The sequence below is a fragment of the Nocardia sp. NPDC004415 genome (genome assembly GCF_053602435.1).
On the sequence record NZ_JBSGDP010000007.1, the window covers coordinates 99,246 to 113,812 of the forward strand.

Below are 14,567 nucleotides of genomic sequence, written 5' to 3' on the forward strand. Positions count from 1 at the left end.
GTTTATGCCCGGATCGCGGGCGAGCATGTCTCGGACGTGTCGAGACCGGCGGCGAGCAGCCGCAGCGCGTCGGCGGAGCGCGCGTCGCACGGGGTGTAGACCTCGAGCCGGTGATCGGGGCTGTCGGGTTGGAGCCAGACCTGGTAGTCGACGTCCGCGGCGCCGACGGTCGGGTGGTGCAACCGCATCCGGCCGACGGTGCAGTCGGCTACCTCACCTTCGGCCCACAGGCTCGCGAATTCACCGCTGCGCATGGCGAGTTCGCCGATCAGCTCGGCCAGGCGCGCGTCGGTGGGGTGGCGGCCCGCGGTGAGTCGCAGGTAGGCCACGTGGACGCGGGCCAGCTCCGCCCAGTTGCGGTGCAGGTCGCGGGTGAGCGGGTCGAGGAAGAACTGGCGTGGGATCGAGGGGCGGCGCTCGGGGTCGGCCGGGGCGTCGAAGTCCAGGTGTTCGGCGAAGAGGGCGTGACCGGTGCGGTTCCAGGCGAGCACGTCACCGCGACGGCCCAGGATCAGCGCGGGCATGGTCTCGCCGAGCGCCTCGAGCAGCGCGAGAACACGCGGGTTGGCCTGCTCCACCTCCGGCGCCACCAGGCGCGGCGCACTCGGCCTGCCGGCGAGATTGCGCAGATGGACGGCTTCGGCCGCGTCGAGCCGCAGCACCCGGGCGAGGGCATCGAGGACCTGCCCGGAGGCCGTGCCCGCCTGGTCCTGTTCCAGCCGCGTGTAGTACCCCGCGCTGACCCCGGCCAGCTGGGCGAGTTCCTCGCGGCGCAGGCCCGGCACGCGCCGCGTGGCGCCGTAGGTGGGCAGGCCGATCGCCGCGGGGGTGATCCGGTCGCGGCGGGTCTTGAGGAAGGTGCCGAGGCTCTCCAGTTCCATCTCTCCGATCGTAGGCACGGCCGCCGGGGCGTGGGTATCCCTGGCGGGTGTACCCATGACCGGGGCTGGTTGCCGGTGGCGTGGTGCCGCAGTTTCGATGGCATGACGCAACGACCCGCTCCTACCGAGCTGCGTGCCTGGCTCGGCCTCCTGGTGATCCTCGGTCCCGTCCTGCTCGTCGCGATGGACGGCTCGGTGCTGTTCCTCGCCATGCCGACGCTCACCGCCGACCTGACCCCCACCGCCGATCAATCCCTGTGGATTCTCGACAGCTACGGCTTCGCGGTCGGCTCGCTGCTCATCGCTTTCGGCAGCATCGGGGACCGCTACGGCCGCCTGCGGCTGCTGATGATCGGCGCGGGTGTCTTCGGTATCGCGTCGGCCGCCGCGGCGTTCGCGACGAGCGCGGAGCTGCTGATCGGCTTGCGGGTGGTGATGGGCGTGGCCGGGGCGACCCTGCTGCCCTCGGCGCTGGCCGTCCTGAGCACCCTGTTCACCGATCCTCGTCTGCGCGCGCGGGCCATCGGGATCTTCGCGGCCACCTTCGCCGCCGGTTTCGCCCTCGGCCCGGTCGTGGCCGGTCAGCTGCTGAGCCGGTTCTGGTGGGGCTCGGTGTTCCTGATCAATCTGCCGGTGCTGCTGGCCTTCCTGGTGTTCGCGCCGATCCTGCTGCGCGAGGTGCGCACCGGCGCGACGGGGCGGGTCGACCTGCCGAGCGTGTTCGCCTCGGCCACCGGACTGCTGCTGGCGCTGTACGCGGTGAAGCACGCGGCCGCGACGGGCGTATCGGTGGACGGGCTGGTCATCGGGGTGGTCGGGCTGGCGGTGCTGGTGTGGTTCGCGCGACGTCAGTCGCGCCTGGCCGAGCCGCTGGTCGACTTCGGGTTGTTCCGCCGTCCGGTGTTCGCGATCGCCGTCCTCACCGGCTTCCTGCCGCTGGCCGCCTGGTCGGCCACGGCCTATCTCGGCGCCACCTACCTGCAGTCGATCCTCGAACTGAGCATCACCCGCGCCGCCTTGCTGGCGGTGCCGGGCGCGCTGGTCCTCACCGCGACATCGGTGCTGACGCCGCTGGTCGTCGAGCGGGTCGGCCGGTCGGCCGCGCTGGTCGCCGCGCACGTGTTCATCGCCGTCGGGCTGCTCGCCCTGCTGCCGACCGGCACCGCCGCCGGAATCGGCTGGTATCTCGCCGCCACCGTGATCGCGGGGATCGGCTACGGCATCTCGTTCAGCGTCGTCGCCGAGATCGCGGTGGCCGCCGTGCCCGCCGAGCGGGCGGGTTCGGCCGCCGCGCTCGCCGAGACCAGCAACGAGCTGGGCAATGCCTTCGGTATCGCCGTGTTCGGTTCGCTGGCCGCCCTGCTGTTCCGGCTCACCGGCCCCGACCTCGCGCCCACCGTCGGTGAGACGCTGGCGCTACCCGGCCTGCTCCCGGCGCAGCGCGACGCGGCGCGGGCGTCGTTCGTCGACGGACTGCACGTCGTCGCGCTGGCCGCGGCCGCCGTGCACGTGCTCGTCGCCGTGGTTGCGGTGCGGGTCCTGCCGCGCGCACGGAGTGCCGACGGAACGGAGCTCCACACCACCGCCACGGTGTGAACCTCAGCCGAGCTGGTTCATGCCCGCCGCGACGACCTGGGCGACGTTCATCAGGTCGTCCGCGGTGGGCACCGGTAGCCCGTCCAGGGCGTGCAGGCGATCGGCACCCGCGATGGCGAACATGGCCGAGACCCACGCGGCGGCACAGGCGTGCAGGGTGCTGGGCCGGACGGGCGTGGGGACGCTGTCCTGCAGGACGCGCGCGGTGACCTCGAGGAGCTGGTCGCGCAGCAGGCGCAGGCGGCGGCGGACATCGGGGTGGGTGTCGGCCTCGCGCCACATGATCACCCGCAGCACCGAGGAGTGGTGGTCGCGCAGGTTGATGGCGGTGTCGAGGTTGATCAGGCTGGTGGCGGGATCGCCGGGGGCGACGACGGTGTGCAGGTCCTCGATCGGGCGTTCGGGGACGCGTTCGCGCATGAGCGCGGACAGGATCGCGTTCTTGGTGGGGAAGTAGTAGAAGACCAGACCCTTCGGGACGCCGGCGGCCGCGGCGAGGGCCGCGGTGGGGGTGGCGTCGAAACCCTGGGCGGCGAACAGGTTCTCGGCGGCATCCAGGATGAGTTGCCGGGCGTCGCCATCGCGTTTCGCGTTGCGGCGCCCGGCACGGCGGCCCGGCATCAGTGATGCGGAGCCATGTTGTGCAGGCGCGCGTTCATCGCGGGCAGCGCCGCGACCGCCACCACCGCCGTCACGACCCCGACCACCCATGCGGTCCAGGATGCGCCGCGGAAGGCGGTGAAGTCCATCGCCCACGGCGAGATGAACAGCAGCACGCCGAACAGGCCCATCGCGTAGTCGGCGGCGGACATGCTCGCCCGTGCCATCTGGACCAACCCGGTCGCGGCGATGAGGACGCCGAGCACGATCAGGGTCCAGCGGGCGTTGTCGTTGGTGCTGACCCACAGCGGGGACAGCGCGGTGAATGCGCCGAGCACGACGGCGAGGAAATCCTGTGCGCGGCTGTCGGTGAACATGGGGTGTGCCTCCTCGATGAGACGAAGAAATCCTTCTGACCTCGGTCTACTCCTGATTGACCGCCCGGTCGATACCGGAACCGGCACGGTTGGGTTGCGACGTGGGTATCACCTGTGGCCGGGCGCACTGGTACAAACATCTGGGGGCCGTAGTGGCCCGCGACACAAGAACATGGCATGGGCGAACGGCCCTCGGCGGCGGTGGCTCGCGCGGGCCCGCAGGGCGGGCGTCCAGGCCGGGAGGACACAGGTATGAGCGCGCCCATCGTGATCGTCGGAGCGGGGCTGGCAGGTCTGCGCACGGCAGAGGAACTGCGCCGGGCCGGATACGAGGGCGAGGTGCTGCTGCTCGGTGACGAGGCCCGCCCGCCCTACGACCGACCGCCGCTGTCGAAACAGTTCGTGCGTGGCGAGACCGACGACACCACGCTGCGCCCGCCGGAGTTCTTCGCGGAGAAGAACATCGAGCTGCGCCTCGGCACCGCGGTGACCGGGGTGGACACCGCCGCGCGCACCGTCACCCTGGCCGACGGCTCCACCCTCGGCTACGACCAGCTGATCATCGCCACCGGCCTGCGCCCGCGCCGGCTGCCCGGCCTGCCCGAGGTGGCCGGAGTGCACGTGCTGCGCGCCCACTCCGACGCCGCCACCCTGCGCGCCGAACTCGACGGTGCCGACCGCGCGCTGATCATCGGCGCCGGTTTCATCGGCTGCGAACTGGCCGCCAGTTTCCGCGCGGCGGGCGTGGCGGTCACCCTGGTGGAACCGCAGCCCACCCCGCTGGCCTCGGTGCTCGGCGAGCAGATCGGTGGCCTGGTGGCCCGGCTGCACAGCGGCGAGGGCGTCGACCTGCGCTGCGGTGTCGGCGTGGACACGCTGCTCACCGACGACGCGAACCGGGTGCGCGGGGCTGTCCTCACCGACGGCACCGAGGTCGCCGCCGACCTGGTGGTGGTCGGGGTCGGCTCGGTCCCGGTCACCGACTGGCTGGCCGATTCCGGGATCGAACTGGCCGAACCGACCGCCGGTGGCGGCGTGCTCGCCGACGAGTCCGGCCGCACCTCGGCCGAGGCCGTCTGGGCGGTCGGTGATGTCGCCGCCTGGCAGCACGACACCGGTGTCCGCAAGCGCGTCGAACACTGGACCAGCGCGGGTGAGCAGGCGAAACTGCTGGTCACCGCCCTGCTCGGCGGCGCTGCCCCCACCGCAGCCCGGGTCCCGTACTTCTGGAGCGACCAGTACGACCTCAAGATCCAGGCCCTCGGCACCCCGGCCCCCACCGACGACGTCACCGTCGTCACCGACGACGGCCGCAAATTCCTCGCCTACTACTCCCGCGACGGCATCCTCACCGCCGTCCTCGGCGCGGGCATGACCGCCCAGGTGATGAAGCTGCGCGCCAAACTCACCACCGCCACCCCGGTCGCCGATCTCCTCGCGGCGGCCGGCTGAGCCCGCAACCCCGGCGCTCGCGAGCTAGCGGCGGGCCGGTTCGGTGGCTGTAATACGGTAGACGCGTGATCGTCGCGCTCATCGATTCCGGCCTCGGGCTGCTGCCGACGGCCGCGTGGTTGCGCAAGCTGCGGCCCGATGTGGATCTGCTGCTGCTGCTCGACCCCGAGGGCGCGCCGTGGGGGCCCAAGCCGGAGCAGTGGGTGGTCGAGCGGGTGCTCGGGGCGGCGCGCCAGGCCATCGAGCTCGGGGCCGAGGTGATCGTGCTGCCGTGCAATACCGCGAGCGTGACGGCGCTGGACCATGTGCGCGCGGCGGTGGGGGAGACGGTGCCGGTGATCGGGACCGTGCCCGCGATCAAACCCGCCGCCGCGCAGTGCCGTTCGGTGGCGGTGTGGGCGACCGCGGCGACCACCGCCAGCCGCTACCAGGCCGACCTCATCGCCCGCTTCGCCGGTGACGCGAAGGTCGTCGGGGTGGCCTGCCACGGCCTGGCCGATGCCATCGACCGCGGCGACCTGCCCGCCATCCGCGACTCCATCGCCGACGCCGCCGCCCGCACCCCCGCCGACGTCGAGGGCGTGGTCCTGGGCTGCACCCACTACCCCCTGGTCGTCGACGCCATCGTCGCTGCCCTGCCCGACGGTGTCCGCCTGTTCGACAGCGCCCAGGCCGTGGCCGCGCAGACGATCCGCAAGATGGACGAACTCGGCCGCCCCACCACGGGTGCGGGTACCGTCACGGTCCGCACCAGCGGACGCACCGGCGAATTGCCCAGCAGCGCGGCGACATTCGAATCCGGTCGACTGCTGGGCGCCCGCGCGCAGTAGGCCGGCCGGATGTCGGCGTGGGTTTGTCGGTACCCCCGTGTTGAATGCGAGGTGGTCCCGTCGACACCGGAGGTGCGCTGTGTCAGAACTCCCCACCGTCGCGCGGGTACGTGCGGCCTTGGCCACCCAGGCCGACCCCACCGATGCCCAGAACCTGCAACGCTTCTTCAAAACCGGCCCCGGAGAGTACGGCGAGGGCGACGTCTTCCTCGGTGTCCGCGTCCCGGCCACCCGTAAGGTCGCCAAACAGTTCGCCACCCTGCCCCTGGACGGGATCGGCGAACTCCTCGACAGCCCGGTCCACGAGGAACGCCTCGCGGCCCTGTTCATCCTGAACGCCCGCTTCGCCGCCGCCTCGAAGCCACGCACCCGCGACGACGACGCCCGCGCGCGGATGGTCGAGTTCTATCTCGCCGCCGTCGGCAGGGGCCGGGTGAACAACTGGGACCTCGTCGACGCCTCCGCCGAACACATCGTCGGCCCGTGGCTGCTCGACCGGGACCGCGGCCTGCTCTTCGACCTGGCACGGCGGGATTCCCTGTGGGAGCGCCGGGTAGCGCTGCTGTCGACCTTCGCCTTCATCAAGGCGGGCGACCCGAGCACCACCCTGGAACTCGCGGCGACCCTGCTCGACGACCGCCGCGATCTCATCCAGAAGGCCCTCGGCTGGATGCTGCGCGAGGTCGGCAAACGCGTCGACCGCGCCGCGCTCACCGGCTTCCTCGACATCAACGCAGCGCGGATGGGTCGCACAGCCCTGAGCTACGCGACCGAGCATCTACCCCCGGACCAGCGCGCCGCCTATCGCGCGATGCGCTGAACCCGGCTCAGAACTGGATCTTGAGGTGGTCGGTCACCGGCCGCGCCTGGCAGCCGAGGATGTAGCCGTTCTCGATGTCCTCGGGATCGAGGATCTCCGAATTGCCCATCTCCACCTTGCCCTCGAGCACGGTGCAGGCGCACGAGCCGCACTCGCCCTCCTGGCAGGAGTAGGGCACGTCCAGGCCCTTGTCGAGCATGATGTCGACGAGGGTCTGCTTGCGCGGCCAGGACAACTCGTGCACCTCCCCGTCCAGCTCCACCTCGACGGTGGCCGCGTCGGCGGCCTCCTCGTCGCTGACCTCGACCGGCGCGTGATCGGCGAACGGGTCACCGGCGAGGGAGTTGAACACCTCGGCGTGGGTGCGGGCGCGGGGCACGTCGAGCTGGGCCAGGGTGTCGTGCACCAGGTCCATGAACGGCTTGGGCCCGCACATGAACGCCTCGTAGGCGGTGTAGGGCGCCACCAGCCCGGCCAGCATGTCGGCGGTGGGCAGGCCCTGCAGTGGTTCGAGCCAGTGGATGACGGTGAGCCGCTGCGGGTGCTTGCCGACCAGTTCGCGCAGCTCACCGGCGAAGATCACCGAGTCGACATCGCGGTTGGCGTAGACCAGCACCACCTTGCCCGAGCCCTGCGACAGCGCCGACTTCAGGATCGACATCACCGGCGTGATGCCGCTGCCCGCGCCGAACAGCAGCAGGTTCTCGTCGAGGTTCTTGGGGGTGAACACACCCGAGGGCGGCAGCACCTCGATCTCGTCGCCCGCGGAGATGTTGTCGCACAGCCAGTTCGAGCCGTAGCCGCCCTCGGTGCGCTTGACCGTCACCTTGGGCTGATCGTCGGTGAACGGCGAGCTGGCCAGCGAGTAGCAGCGCGCGACCGAGCCGGTCTGCTCGCTGGGGATGCGCAGGGTCAGGAACTGGCCCGGCTGGTAGGCGAATCGTTCGCGCAGTTCGGCGGGCACCTCGAAGACCACGGAGTGGGTGTCGGCCGTTTCGGCGATCACCGCGGCCACCCGCAGCACCACCGAGCGCGAACCGTGCGGAACCTCGACTGTGGTCATGTCGTCCTCTCGAACAAAACTAGAACGTGTTTCAGTTTCATGCTAGGTCGGGACGCGCCTGCACTGCAAGCTGTGCTTCGAGTCCGGCGACCAACACCTCCATCCCGAAGTCGTAGGAGTACTTGCCGCGCAGGTCGGACATGTACTTCGTGGCTCGGGCCACGGCCTCGGGCAGCAGCACGTCCGCCGGGGCGGAACGGTCGCGCGGATTCACCCGGCTGCGGCCGAACAGGTAGGTGTGGATGGTCGCGTACGCGGCCAGCACGTTGCGGTCGCTGAAGCCCGCGTCGAACAGGATCTCCATCACCGCGTCGATCAGGTCGAGCTGCTTACCGAGCATCTGCTCGAGCAGGATGTCGCCCAGGCCGGGATGCCTGCGCAGTTTATCGTCTATCTGATCGATGAGATCGCGCAGGCGCACCTGCCACGTCCCGGATTCGCGCGGCGGCTTGCGCACCCCGGCCAGCGCGGCGCTGGCCACCAGGTCGAGTAGTTCGCGCTTGTCGGCGACGTAGTAGTACGGGGCCATCGGCGAGACGCCGAGCTCGCGCGAGAGCCGTCGCATGGACAGCTTCTCGACGCCGTCTTCGCGCACGACGCGCAGCGCCGCCTCGACGATCTCCGCTTCCGAGAGCGTGGAATTCGCGCCGCTCCCCGCCCCACCGTGGTTACGCAAGCCTCTGCCTCACCTCTACTGCCGCCGGGCCGTCCGGCCCCTTCCCGTCCTGCTCTGGGAAGTCTAGAGGTGCGCCACATCACGCGGGGGCGCTGTGTGGATCGTGCGGTGCGCGCTCGCCGGGGCAGGGGGATTTTCCGATTCCGCTCCTTTATGGCAGTCACTGACGTTAAGGTCCGTGGTGACCGGCAACACACTGGAGGTAGTCATGTCCGAGAACGCCACGCGCGCGACCGTCGAGACCGAAGAAGACCTGGTCACCGAGACGCTGATCGAAGAGGTCAGCATCGACGGCATGTGCGGCGTCTACTGACCATGGAGGCAGGCGTGCTCGATCTCGACACCCGCTGGGCGCTGCATCCGCGCGTCTCGCTGCGCCCGGAGTCCTTCGGCGCGCTGCTGTACCACTTCGGCACCCGCAAGCTCTCGTTCCTCAAGAGCCGCGATCTGGTCGAGGTGGTGCAGTCGCTGCCGGCGCACGCCTCGGTGCGCGAGGCGCTGCGCGCCAAGGGTGTCGGCGCGTCCGACACCCACATCAAGGCACTGGCTCAGCTGGCCGACACCGACATGATCGTGCCTGCCCCCGGCCCGGTCACTCCGGTGACGCCCGTGCGCATGCCTGCCTCCACCGACACCGTTCAGGGCGGCAGGCTCATCGACCGTTTCGAATCCGGTCTGGCCGCGCCGATCTGCCTCACCTGGGAACTCACCTACGCGTGCAATCTGTCCTGCGTGCACTGCCTGTCCTCCTCGGGCCGCCGTGACCCGAACGAGCTGACCACCGAGCAGTGCAAGGCGCTCATCGACGAGTTCGAGCGCATGCAGATCTTCTACGTCAACATCGGCGGCGGTGAACCGACCGTGCGCCCGGACTTCTGGGAGCTGGTCGACTACGCGACTGCCCACCACGTCGGAGTCAAGTTCTCCACCAACGGCGTTCGGATCAACGAGGAGGTCGCCGCCCGGCTGGCCGCCAGCGACTACGTCGACGTGCAGATCTCCCTCGACGGCGCCACCGCCGAGGTCAACGACCACGTGCGCGGTCCCGGCTCCTACGACACCGCCATCAAGGCCCTGTCGAACCTGGCCGCCGCGGGCTTCAAGGACGCGAAGCTCTCGGTCGTGGCCACCCGCCACAACATCGCCCAGCTCGACGAATTCAAGGCCATCGCCGACCGTTACGGCGCCACCCTGCGCCTGACCCGCCTGCGCCCCTCCGGTCGCGGCGCCGACGTGTGGGACGAGCTGCACCCGCTGCCCGAACAGCAGCGCGAGCTCTACGAGTGGCTGGTCCGCAACGGCGACGGCGTGCTCACCGGCGATTCCTTCTTCCACCTGTCCGCTTTCGGCTCGGCCCTACCCGGGCTGAACATGTGCGGCGCGGGCCGGGTGGTCTGCCTGGTCGACCCGGTCGGTGACGTCTACGCCTGCCCCTTCGCCATCCACGACCGCTTCAAGGCCGGAAACATCGTCGCCGACGGCGGTTTCGACGCCGTCTGGACCACCTCGCAGCTGTTCGGCGAACTGCGCGAACCGGTCGACGGCGGCGCCTGCACCAAGTGCGCGCACTACGACTCCTGCCGCGGCGGCTGTATGGCCGCCAAGTTCTTCACCGGCCTGCCCGCCAACGGTCCCGACCCGGAATGCGTGCAGGGCTACGGCGAAGCGGCGCTGTCGATGCCGGGCCGCACGATTCCGCGCCCGGCGGTGGATCATTCGCGTCCGGTGCGCAGCGGCCGTGGGCGGGTGTCACTGCCCTTGACAGTGAAACGCGCGCCCGCCAAGGCGTGCAACGAGAGTCCGCTCGGATAGACACGCCGGTTGCCGAAAGTGCGCTGCCGATCTTGTTCGTCTGTCCGGCAACCGGTCACGCGCGGATTTCTGGCGAACTTTCCTCCTTTTTTGTGGGGTGATGGTGTCTGGAAGCCCAACTGCGCATAGCATGCGAGGAATGCGCCATGATCGTCTGCCCGACGGCTTCGGGGTTCGGATCGATCCACGGGTACGCGCATTTTCCGGGGGCCGGATCCTGATCGGCGGAACGCCCGCACGGATGCTGCGCCTGGCCCCGGAGGCCGCCGAGCTGATCGGCGACGGGTACCTGGAGGTCACCGACACCAAGTCCGCGATGGTCGCGCGCCGGCTGCTCGACTCCGGCGTGGCGAATCCGCGTCCGCGGCTGCTGCCCTCGCTCGACGACATCACCGTCGTCATCCCGCTCTACAACAACGCCGACGGGGTGCTGCGGCTGCTGGCCACGCTGCGCGGGCACAACGTGATCGTCGTCGACGACGGCTCCGACGAGCCGGTGCGCATCCCGCCGCGCCAGGGCCGTGGCCAGGTCACGGTGCTGCGCCACGAGTCCCCGCTCGGCCCGGCCGCTGCCCGCAATGCCGGGTTGCGGGCGGCGACAACCGAGTTCGTGGCCTTCCTCGACTCCGATGTGGTGCCGCGCAGCGGCTGGCTCGAGGTGATGCTGGGACACTTCAGCGATCCGCAGGTGGCGCTGGTCGCGCCGCGGATCGTCGCCCTGGACAAGGCGTCCAACGCGCTGGCCCGCTACGAACACACCCGCTCGTCGCTGGATCTGGGCAGGCGCGAGTCGGCGGTGCACGCGCGCGGCATCGTGTCGTATGTGCCCAGTGCCGCGCTGCTCGCGCGCCGGGCCGCACTGCTCGGCGAGGGCGGATTCGACGAATCCATGCAGGTGGCCGAGGATGTCGACCTGTGCTGGCGGCTGGAACGCGCGGGCTGGCGGCTGCGCTACGAGCCCGCCGCGCACGTGGCCCACGACCACCGCGTCGCCTTCCGCGCCTGGTTCGGGCGAAAACTGTTCTACGGCACCGGGGCCGCGCCGCTGGGCAAACGGCATTCGGGCCTGGTCTCGCCGCTGTCGGTGCCCACCTGGACGGTACTGGCCAGTCTGCTCTTCGCCACGCTGTCCAAATGGGGCCTGCTCGGCGGCCTGGTGACGCTGTGCTCGGCGCTGATCAAGCTGCGCCGGGTGTTCACCGAACTGGACAACCCCACCCGCATCGCGGCGGTCTATCTGGCGCGCGGCTATTTCGCGGGCATGTGGCGGCTGGCCTCGGCGATGTGCCGCGACTACTGGCCGGTGACGCTGCTTGCGGTCATCGCCTCGCGGCGGATCAGGAAGATCGCGATCACCATGGCCCTGGCCGACGGCCTGGCCGACTGGTTCACCCACCGCGACGCGGGCGGCCTCGACCCGGTGCGGTACGTGGCCTACAAGCGCCTCGACGATGTCGCCTACGGCACCGGCCTGTGGCTGGGTGCCGTGCGCGCCCGCAGTTTCCAGGCGCTCAAGCCGAGCACGTCGTCGAACTGATCCGGTGACGCGCACGCTCGTCGTCGGCGCGGGCTCGGCCGGGTGCGTCCTCGCGGCCCGGCTCAGCGCCGACCCGGGCCACGAGGTGCTGGTCCTCGAGGCAGGCCCGGTCTGGCCGAGGCCCGCCGCCATCCCGGCCGAGCTCCTCGACCCCGGCCACCTCCCGGTCGGCCCGGAATCCGGGGTGCTGTGGCGCTATCCGGGAAACCTGGTGCGTGGCAAACTCGTCGGCGGTTCGGGCGCGATCAACGGCAGTTACTTCGTCCGCCCGCCCGCCGCCGACCTCGCGGCCTGGCGCGCGGTCGCCGGGAGCCCGCGCTGGTCGTACGACGCGCTCGCGCCCTACTTCCGGGAACTCGAAAACGACCTGGACTTCGGCAGCGACCCCGGCCACGGCGACCACGGCCCGATCCCGGTCCAGCGGATCACCGATCCCACCCCATTCAGCACCGAATTCGCCGAACGCTGCGCCGCCGCGGGCCACACCGAGATCGCCGACCTCAATGCCACCGCCGAACCAGCGCGTGCCGACGGCCGATCCGGCGGGGGGTATTCGCCGGTGGGTTTCGGCCGGGTGCCATTGGCGCTGTCGCGGGGACAACGGCGCGGCCCCGCCCTCACTCACCTTTATCCGGCCCTGGACCGCCCGAACCTGACGGTCACCGGCGCGACCACCGTGACGCGCGTCCTCCTGCGCGGAACCAGGGCGGTCGGGGTCGAGTGGGCGCGCGGCCGCGAGCGCGGCACGACCCACGCCGACCGCGTGATCCTGTGCGCGGGGGCGATCGAATCGGCCGCGCTGCTCCTCCGCTCCGGCATCGGCCCCGAGCGGCAGCTGCGCTCACTGGGCCTGCCGGTGGTCCACTCGGCTCCGGTCGGCAGCTGGTGTACCGACCATCCCGAGATCGGCCTCGAGTTCCCCGGGCAACCACCCGCACACCCCACCGTCGCCCTCGAATACGTCCTCGAACTCGACGCCATCGAACTCCGCCCCTATACCCCCGCGTTCACCCCGGGCCTGCGCAGACTGGGGGTGGCGCTGATGCGCCCGGAGTCCACCGGCGAACTCACCCTGACCTCCGCCGACCCGTCCGTCCCGCCCCGGATGGATCAGGGCTACCTGCGCACCGCGCGTGACCGGGCCCGGCTCCGCGCAGGCGTCGAACTGGCGGCCGACCTGTTCGAACTGCGCCCCGGAACCATCGACGACGACTGGCTGCGCGAGCACCTGGGAACCTCCCAGCATCTTTCCGGCACCTGCCGCATGGGCCCCCCGGACGACCCGCGCGCGGTGGTCGACGAACAGGGCCGAACGCACGGAATCGATGACCTTATGGTCGTGGACCTGTCGATCGTGCCGGTGCCGCTCAGCCGCGGACCGCAGGTCACTGTAGTGACGCTCGCCGCAGCCATAGCCGATCTGCCGGCAGTGTGACGAAGTGACATCTGATACCACGATGTGACCTGCCGGACAAACCCCCGCTTCTGACAGTTGCCGCCATATCTCACCGGTACAGTTTGTATCGGGAAAGAAAGGCAAATGGTCAGCAATCTTGCAGGTGGGCGGCCCCCACGGCAGGCGGCGGAGTCGGGCGCACAGCTCGGAGCTCTGGAAGCCTATGCCGCACAGGCCCATGGATTTCTCAGTGCCGGTGGTGAACAGCTGACTCAGCTGGCCGGCCTGTTGCGTCCGCTCGTTCTCGAATCCTGGTTGCGCAGTGTGCGCGGTGGTGTCGATCCGACGGATGTACTCGACGGTCGCGGTCTGCGCGGCGCCGACCTGGTGCGGTATCGCGATGCCCATCCGATCGCGGCGCTCATGCCGCTGATCGACAAACTGCTGGTCCAGGACGCGGCGCGGGCCGGACTCATCGTGACGGTGGCCGATCAGTTCGGCCGGGTGCTCTCGGTGCACGGTCATCCCGAGCAGGTCGCGGCGGTCGCCGAGATCGGTGTGCGCGAAGGCGACGATCTCAGCGAGCGCCGGGTCGGCACCAATGCGGTCGGTCTCGTCGTGCGCAGCGGCCGGGCCACCTGGATCCACGGGCCCGAACATTTCCTGCATCGCATGCACCAGATCACCGGTGCGGCGGCGCCGGTGCACGAGCCCGACGGCAGGCTGATCGGCGTGTTGATGATTGCCGGTGGGATGCGGGTTGCCAAGCCGGAGATCCTCGCGCTGGTGAAAGCCGCGGCGACGGCCGCCGAGATGGATCTGGTGTTGCGGGCCATGCGCGCGGGCCGCGCGGTCCCGGCGCCCACCCCGGCCGATGTCGACACCGCCGAGGAGCCACCGGCCCGGCTCGGCCTCGATGTGCTCGGGCTCGGGCAGCCGCAATTGAGTGTGGCGGGGGAGCGGGTGTCGCTGTCGCAACGCCATGCCGAGATCCTGCTGTTGCTCACCGAGCATCCGGAAGGTCTGGGCGCCGATCATCTGGCGCTGCTGCTCGACGACACCGATCTGGACAACGGCACCATCCGCGCCGCGATGTCGCGATTGCGGTCGGTGGTCGGGGCCAGTGTCGTCGGATCGCGCCCTTACCGTCTGCGCGTGCATGTCGCAACCGATGTGGAGGCCCTGCGGGCCGCGCTCGACACCGGTGATATCGAATCCGCATTGCGCTTGTACGCGGGTCCGGTGCTGCCGCGGTCCTCGGCGCCGGGCATCTGCGACATCCGCGACGAGTTGCGGGTGCGGTTGCGCACCGCGGTGCTCGCTTCCCGGGACGCCGGCGTGCTGCGCCGGTGGACGGCCGGTCCGGAGGGGCGTGACGATGCCGCCGCGTGGGCCGCCTACCGGTCGACGGTCGACCGCGATTCTCCGCTGTATGCGCAGATCGAAGCCAAGATCCGGGTGCTCGATCGGCGCCTGGGTGCCGATGCAACGCAGATGCAACGTTTCGGCTCATAGTCTCCCGTTCTG

At 70.5% G+C, this 14,567-nt stretch carries 14 protein-coding genes; 9 read left to right on the forward strand and 5 right to left on the reverse strand.

Annotated features, from left to right (window positions below; all coding sequences use genetic code 11):
* Positions 1-2: 2 nt before the first annotated feature.
* Positions 3-881: a helix-turn-helix domain-containing protein gene (locus ACWEMY_RS05600; protein ID WP_452389018.1), complete on the reverse strand. Its 879-nt coding sequence runs from the start codon at positions 879-881 to the stop codon at positions 3-5.
* A gap of 102 nt (positions 882-983) precedes the next feature.
* Between ACWEMY_RS05600 and ACWEMY_RS05605 the strand changes: the two genes are divergently transcribed.
* Positions 984-2,477 carry an MFS transporter gene (locus ACWEMY_RS05605; protein WP_452389019.1) on the forward strand — a complete coding sequence of 498 codons (1,494 nt, stop codon included), beginning with the start codon at positions 984-986 and terminating at the stop codon, positions 2,475-2,477.
* Positions 2,478-2,480: 3 nt separating this feature from the next.
* Here the strand turns inward: ACWEMY_RS05605 and ACWEMY_RS05610 are convergent, their stop codons facing one another.
* Together ACWEMY_RS05610 and ACWEMY_RS05615 are read right to left on the reverse strand one after the other, a co-directional pair.
* Positions 2,481-3,098: a TetR/AcrR family transcriptional regulator gene (locus tag ACWEMY_RS05610; RefSeq protein ID WP_452389020.1), complete on the reverse strand. Its 618-nt coding sequence runs from the start codon at positions 3,096-3,098 to the stop codon at positions 2,481-2,483.
* Positions 3,098-3,454 carry an SPW repeat domain-containing protein gene (locus ACWEMY_RS05615; protein WP_375930137.1) on the reverse strand — a complete coding sequence of 119 codons (357 nt, stop codon included), beginning with the start codon at positions 3,452-3,454 and terminating at the stop codon, positions 3,098-3,100. Before ACWEMY_RS05615 ends, ACWEMY_RS05610 begins: the two co-directional genes overlap by 1 nt.
* Positions 3,455-3,706: 252 nt before the next feature.
* Here ACWEMY_RS05615 and ACWEMY_RS05620 point away from each other — a divergent pair, with 252 nt between their 5' ends.
* The 3 genes from ACWEMY_RS05620 (at position 3,707) to ACWEMY_RS05630 (ending at position 6,556) form a co-directional block, all read left to right on the forward strand.
* Entirely contained in the window at positions 3,707-4,906 is a 1,200-nt protein-coding gene (locus tag ACWEMY_RS05620) for an NAD(P)/FAD-dependent oxidoreductase (protein ID WP_375930136.1), read from the forward strand.
* A gap of 65 nt (positions 4,907-4,971) precedes the next feature.
* A complete protein-coding gene (locus ACWEMY_RS05625) occupies positions 4,972-5,736 on the forward strand; it encodes a glutamate racemase (protein WP_452389021.1) in 765 nt (254 codons plus the stop codon).
* A gap of 79 nt (positions 5,737-5,815) precedes the next feature.
* The gene (locus tag ACWEMY_RS05630; RefSeq protein ID WP_452389022.1) at positions 5,816-6,556 is read left to right on the forward strand and encodes a DNA alkylation repair protein; all 741 of its coding nucleotides are present in this window, start codon (positions 5,816-5,818) and stop codon (positions 6,554-6,556) included.
* Positions 6,557-6,563: 7 nt separating this feature from the next.
* Here ACWEMY_RS05630 and ACWEMY_RS05635 read toward each other — a convergent pair whose 3' ends face one another.
* Both ACWEMY_RS05635 and mftR2 read right to left on the reverse strand, forming a co-directional pair.
* Positions 6,564-7,619, reverse strand: coding sequence for a 2Fe-2S iron-sulfur cluster-binding protein (locus ACWEMY_RS05635; protein ID WP_375930133.1), 1,056 nt, complete (start codon positions 7,617-7,619; stop codon positions 6,564-6,566).
* Between the two features lie 37 nt (positions 7,620-7,656).
* On the reverse strand, positions 7,657-8,295 hold the full coding sequence (gene mftR2 / locus ACWEMY_RS05640; protein ID WP_375930132.1) for a mycofactocin system transcriptional regulator MftR2: 639 nt from the start codon (positions 8,293-8,295) through the stop codon (positions 7,657-7,659).
* 208 nt (positions 8,296-8,503) lie between these two features.
* Between mftR2 and mftA the strand changes: the two genes are divergently transcribed.
* From mftA to ACWEMY_RS05665, 5 genes are all read left to right on the forward strand, one after another.
* The gene (mftA, locus tag ACWEMY_RS05645) at positions 8,504-8,608 is read left to right on the forward strand and encodes a mycofactocin precursor MftA (protein WP_375930131.1); all 105 of its coding nucleotides are present in this window, start codon (positions 8,504-8,506) and stop codon (positions 8,606-8,608) included.
* A gap of 2 nt (positions 8,609-8,610) precedes the next feature.
* Positions 8,611-10,107 (forward strand): mycofactocin radical SAM maturase, encoded by a 1,497-nt coding sequence (gene mftC / locus ACWEMY_RS05650; protein ID WP_452389038.1) that lies wholly within the window; start codon positions 8,611-8,613, stop codon positions 10,105-10,107.
* Positions 10,108-10,246: 139 nt separating this feature from the next.
* Positions 10,247-11,644, forward strand: coding sequence for a mycofactocin biosynthesis glycosyltransferase MftF (gene mftF / locus ACWEMY_RS05655; protein WP_375930130.1), 1,398 nt, complete (start codon positions 10,247-10,249; stop codon positions 11,642-11,644).
* A 4-nt stretch (positions 11,645-11,648) separates the two neighbouring features.
* Complete coding sequence (gene mftG / locus ACWEMY_RS05660) at positions 11,649-13,079, forward strand: mycofactocin dehydrogenase MftG (RefSeq protein ID WP_452389023.1); 1,431 nt, start codon at positions 11,649-11,651, stop codon at positions 13,077-13,079.
* A 105-nt stretch (positions 13,080-13,184) separates the two neighbouring features.
* Entirely contained in the window at positions 13,185-14,555 is a 1,371-nt protein-coding gene (locus tag ACWEMY_RS05665) for a GAF domain-containing protein (protein ID WP_375930128.1), read from the forward strand.
* Positions 14,556-14,567 lie beyond the last annotated feature (12 nt).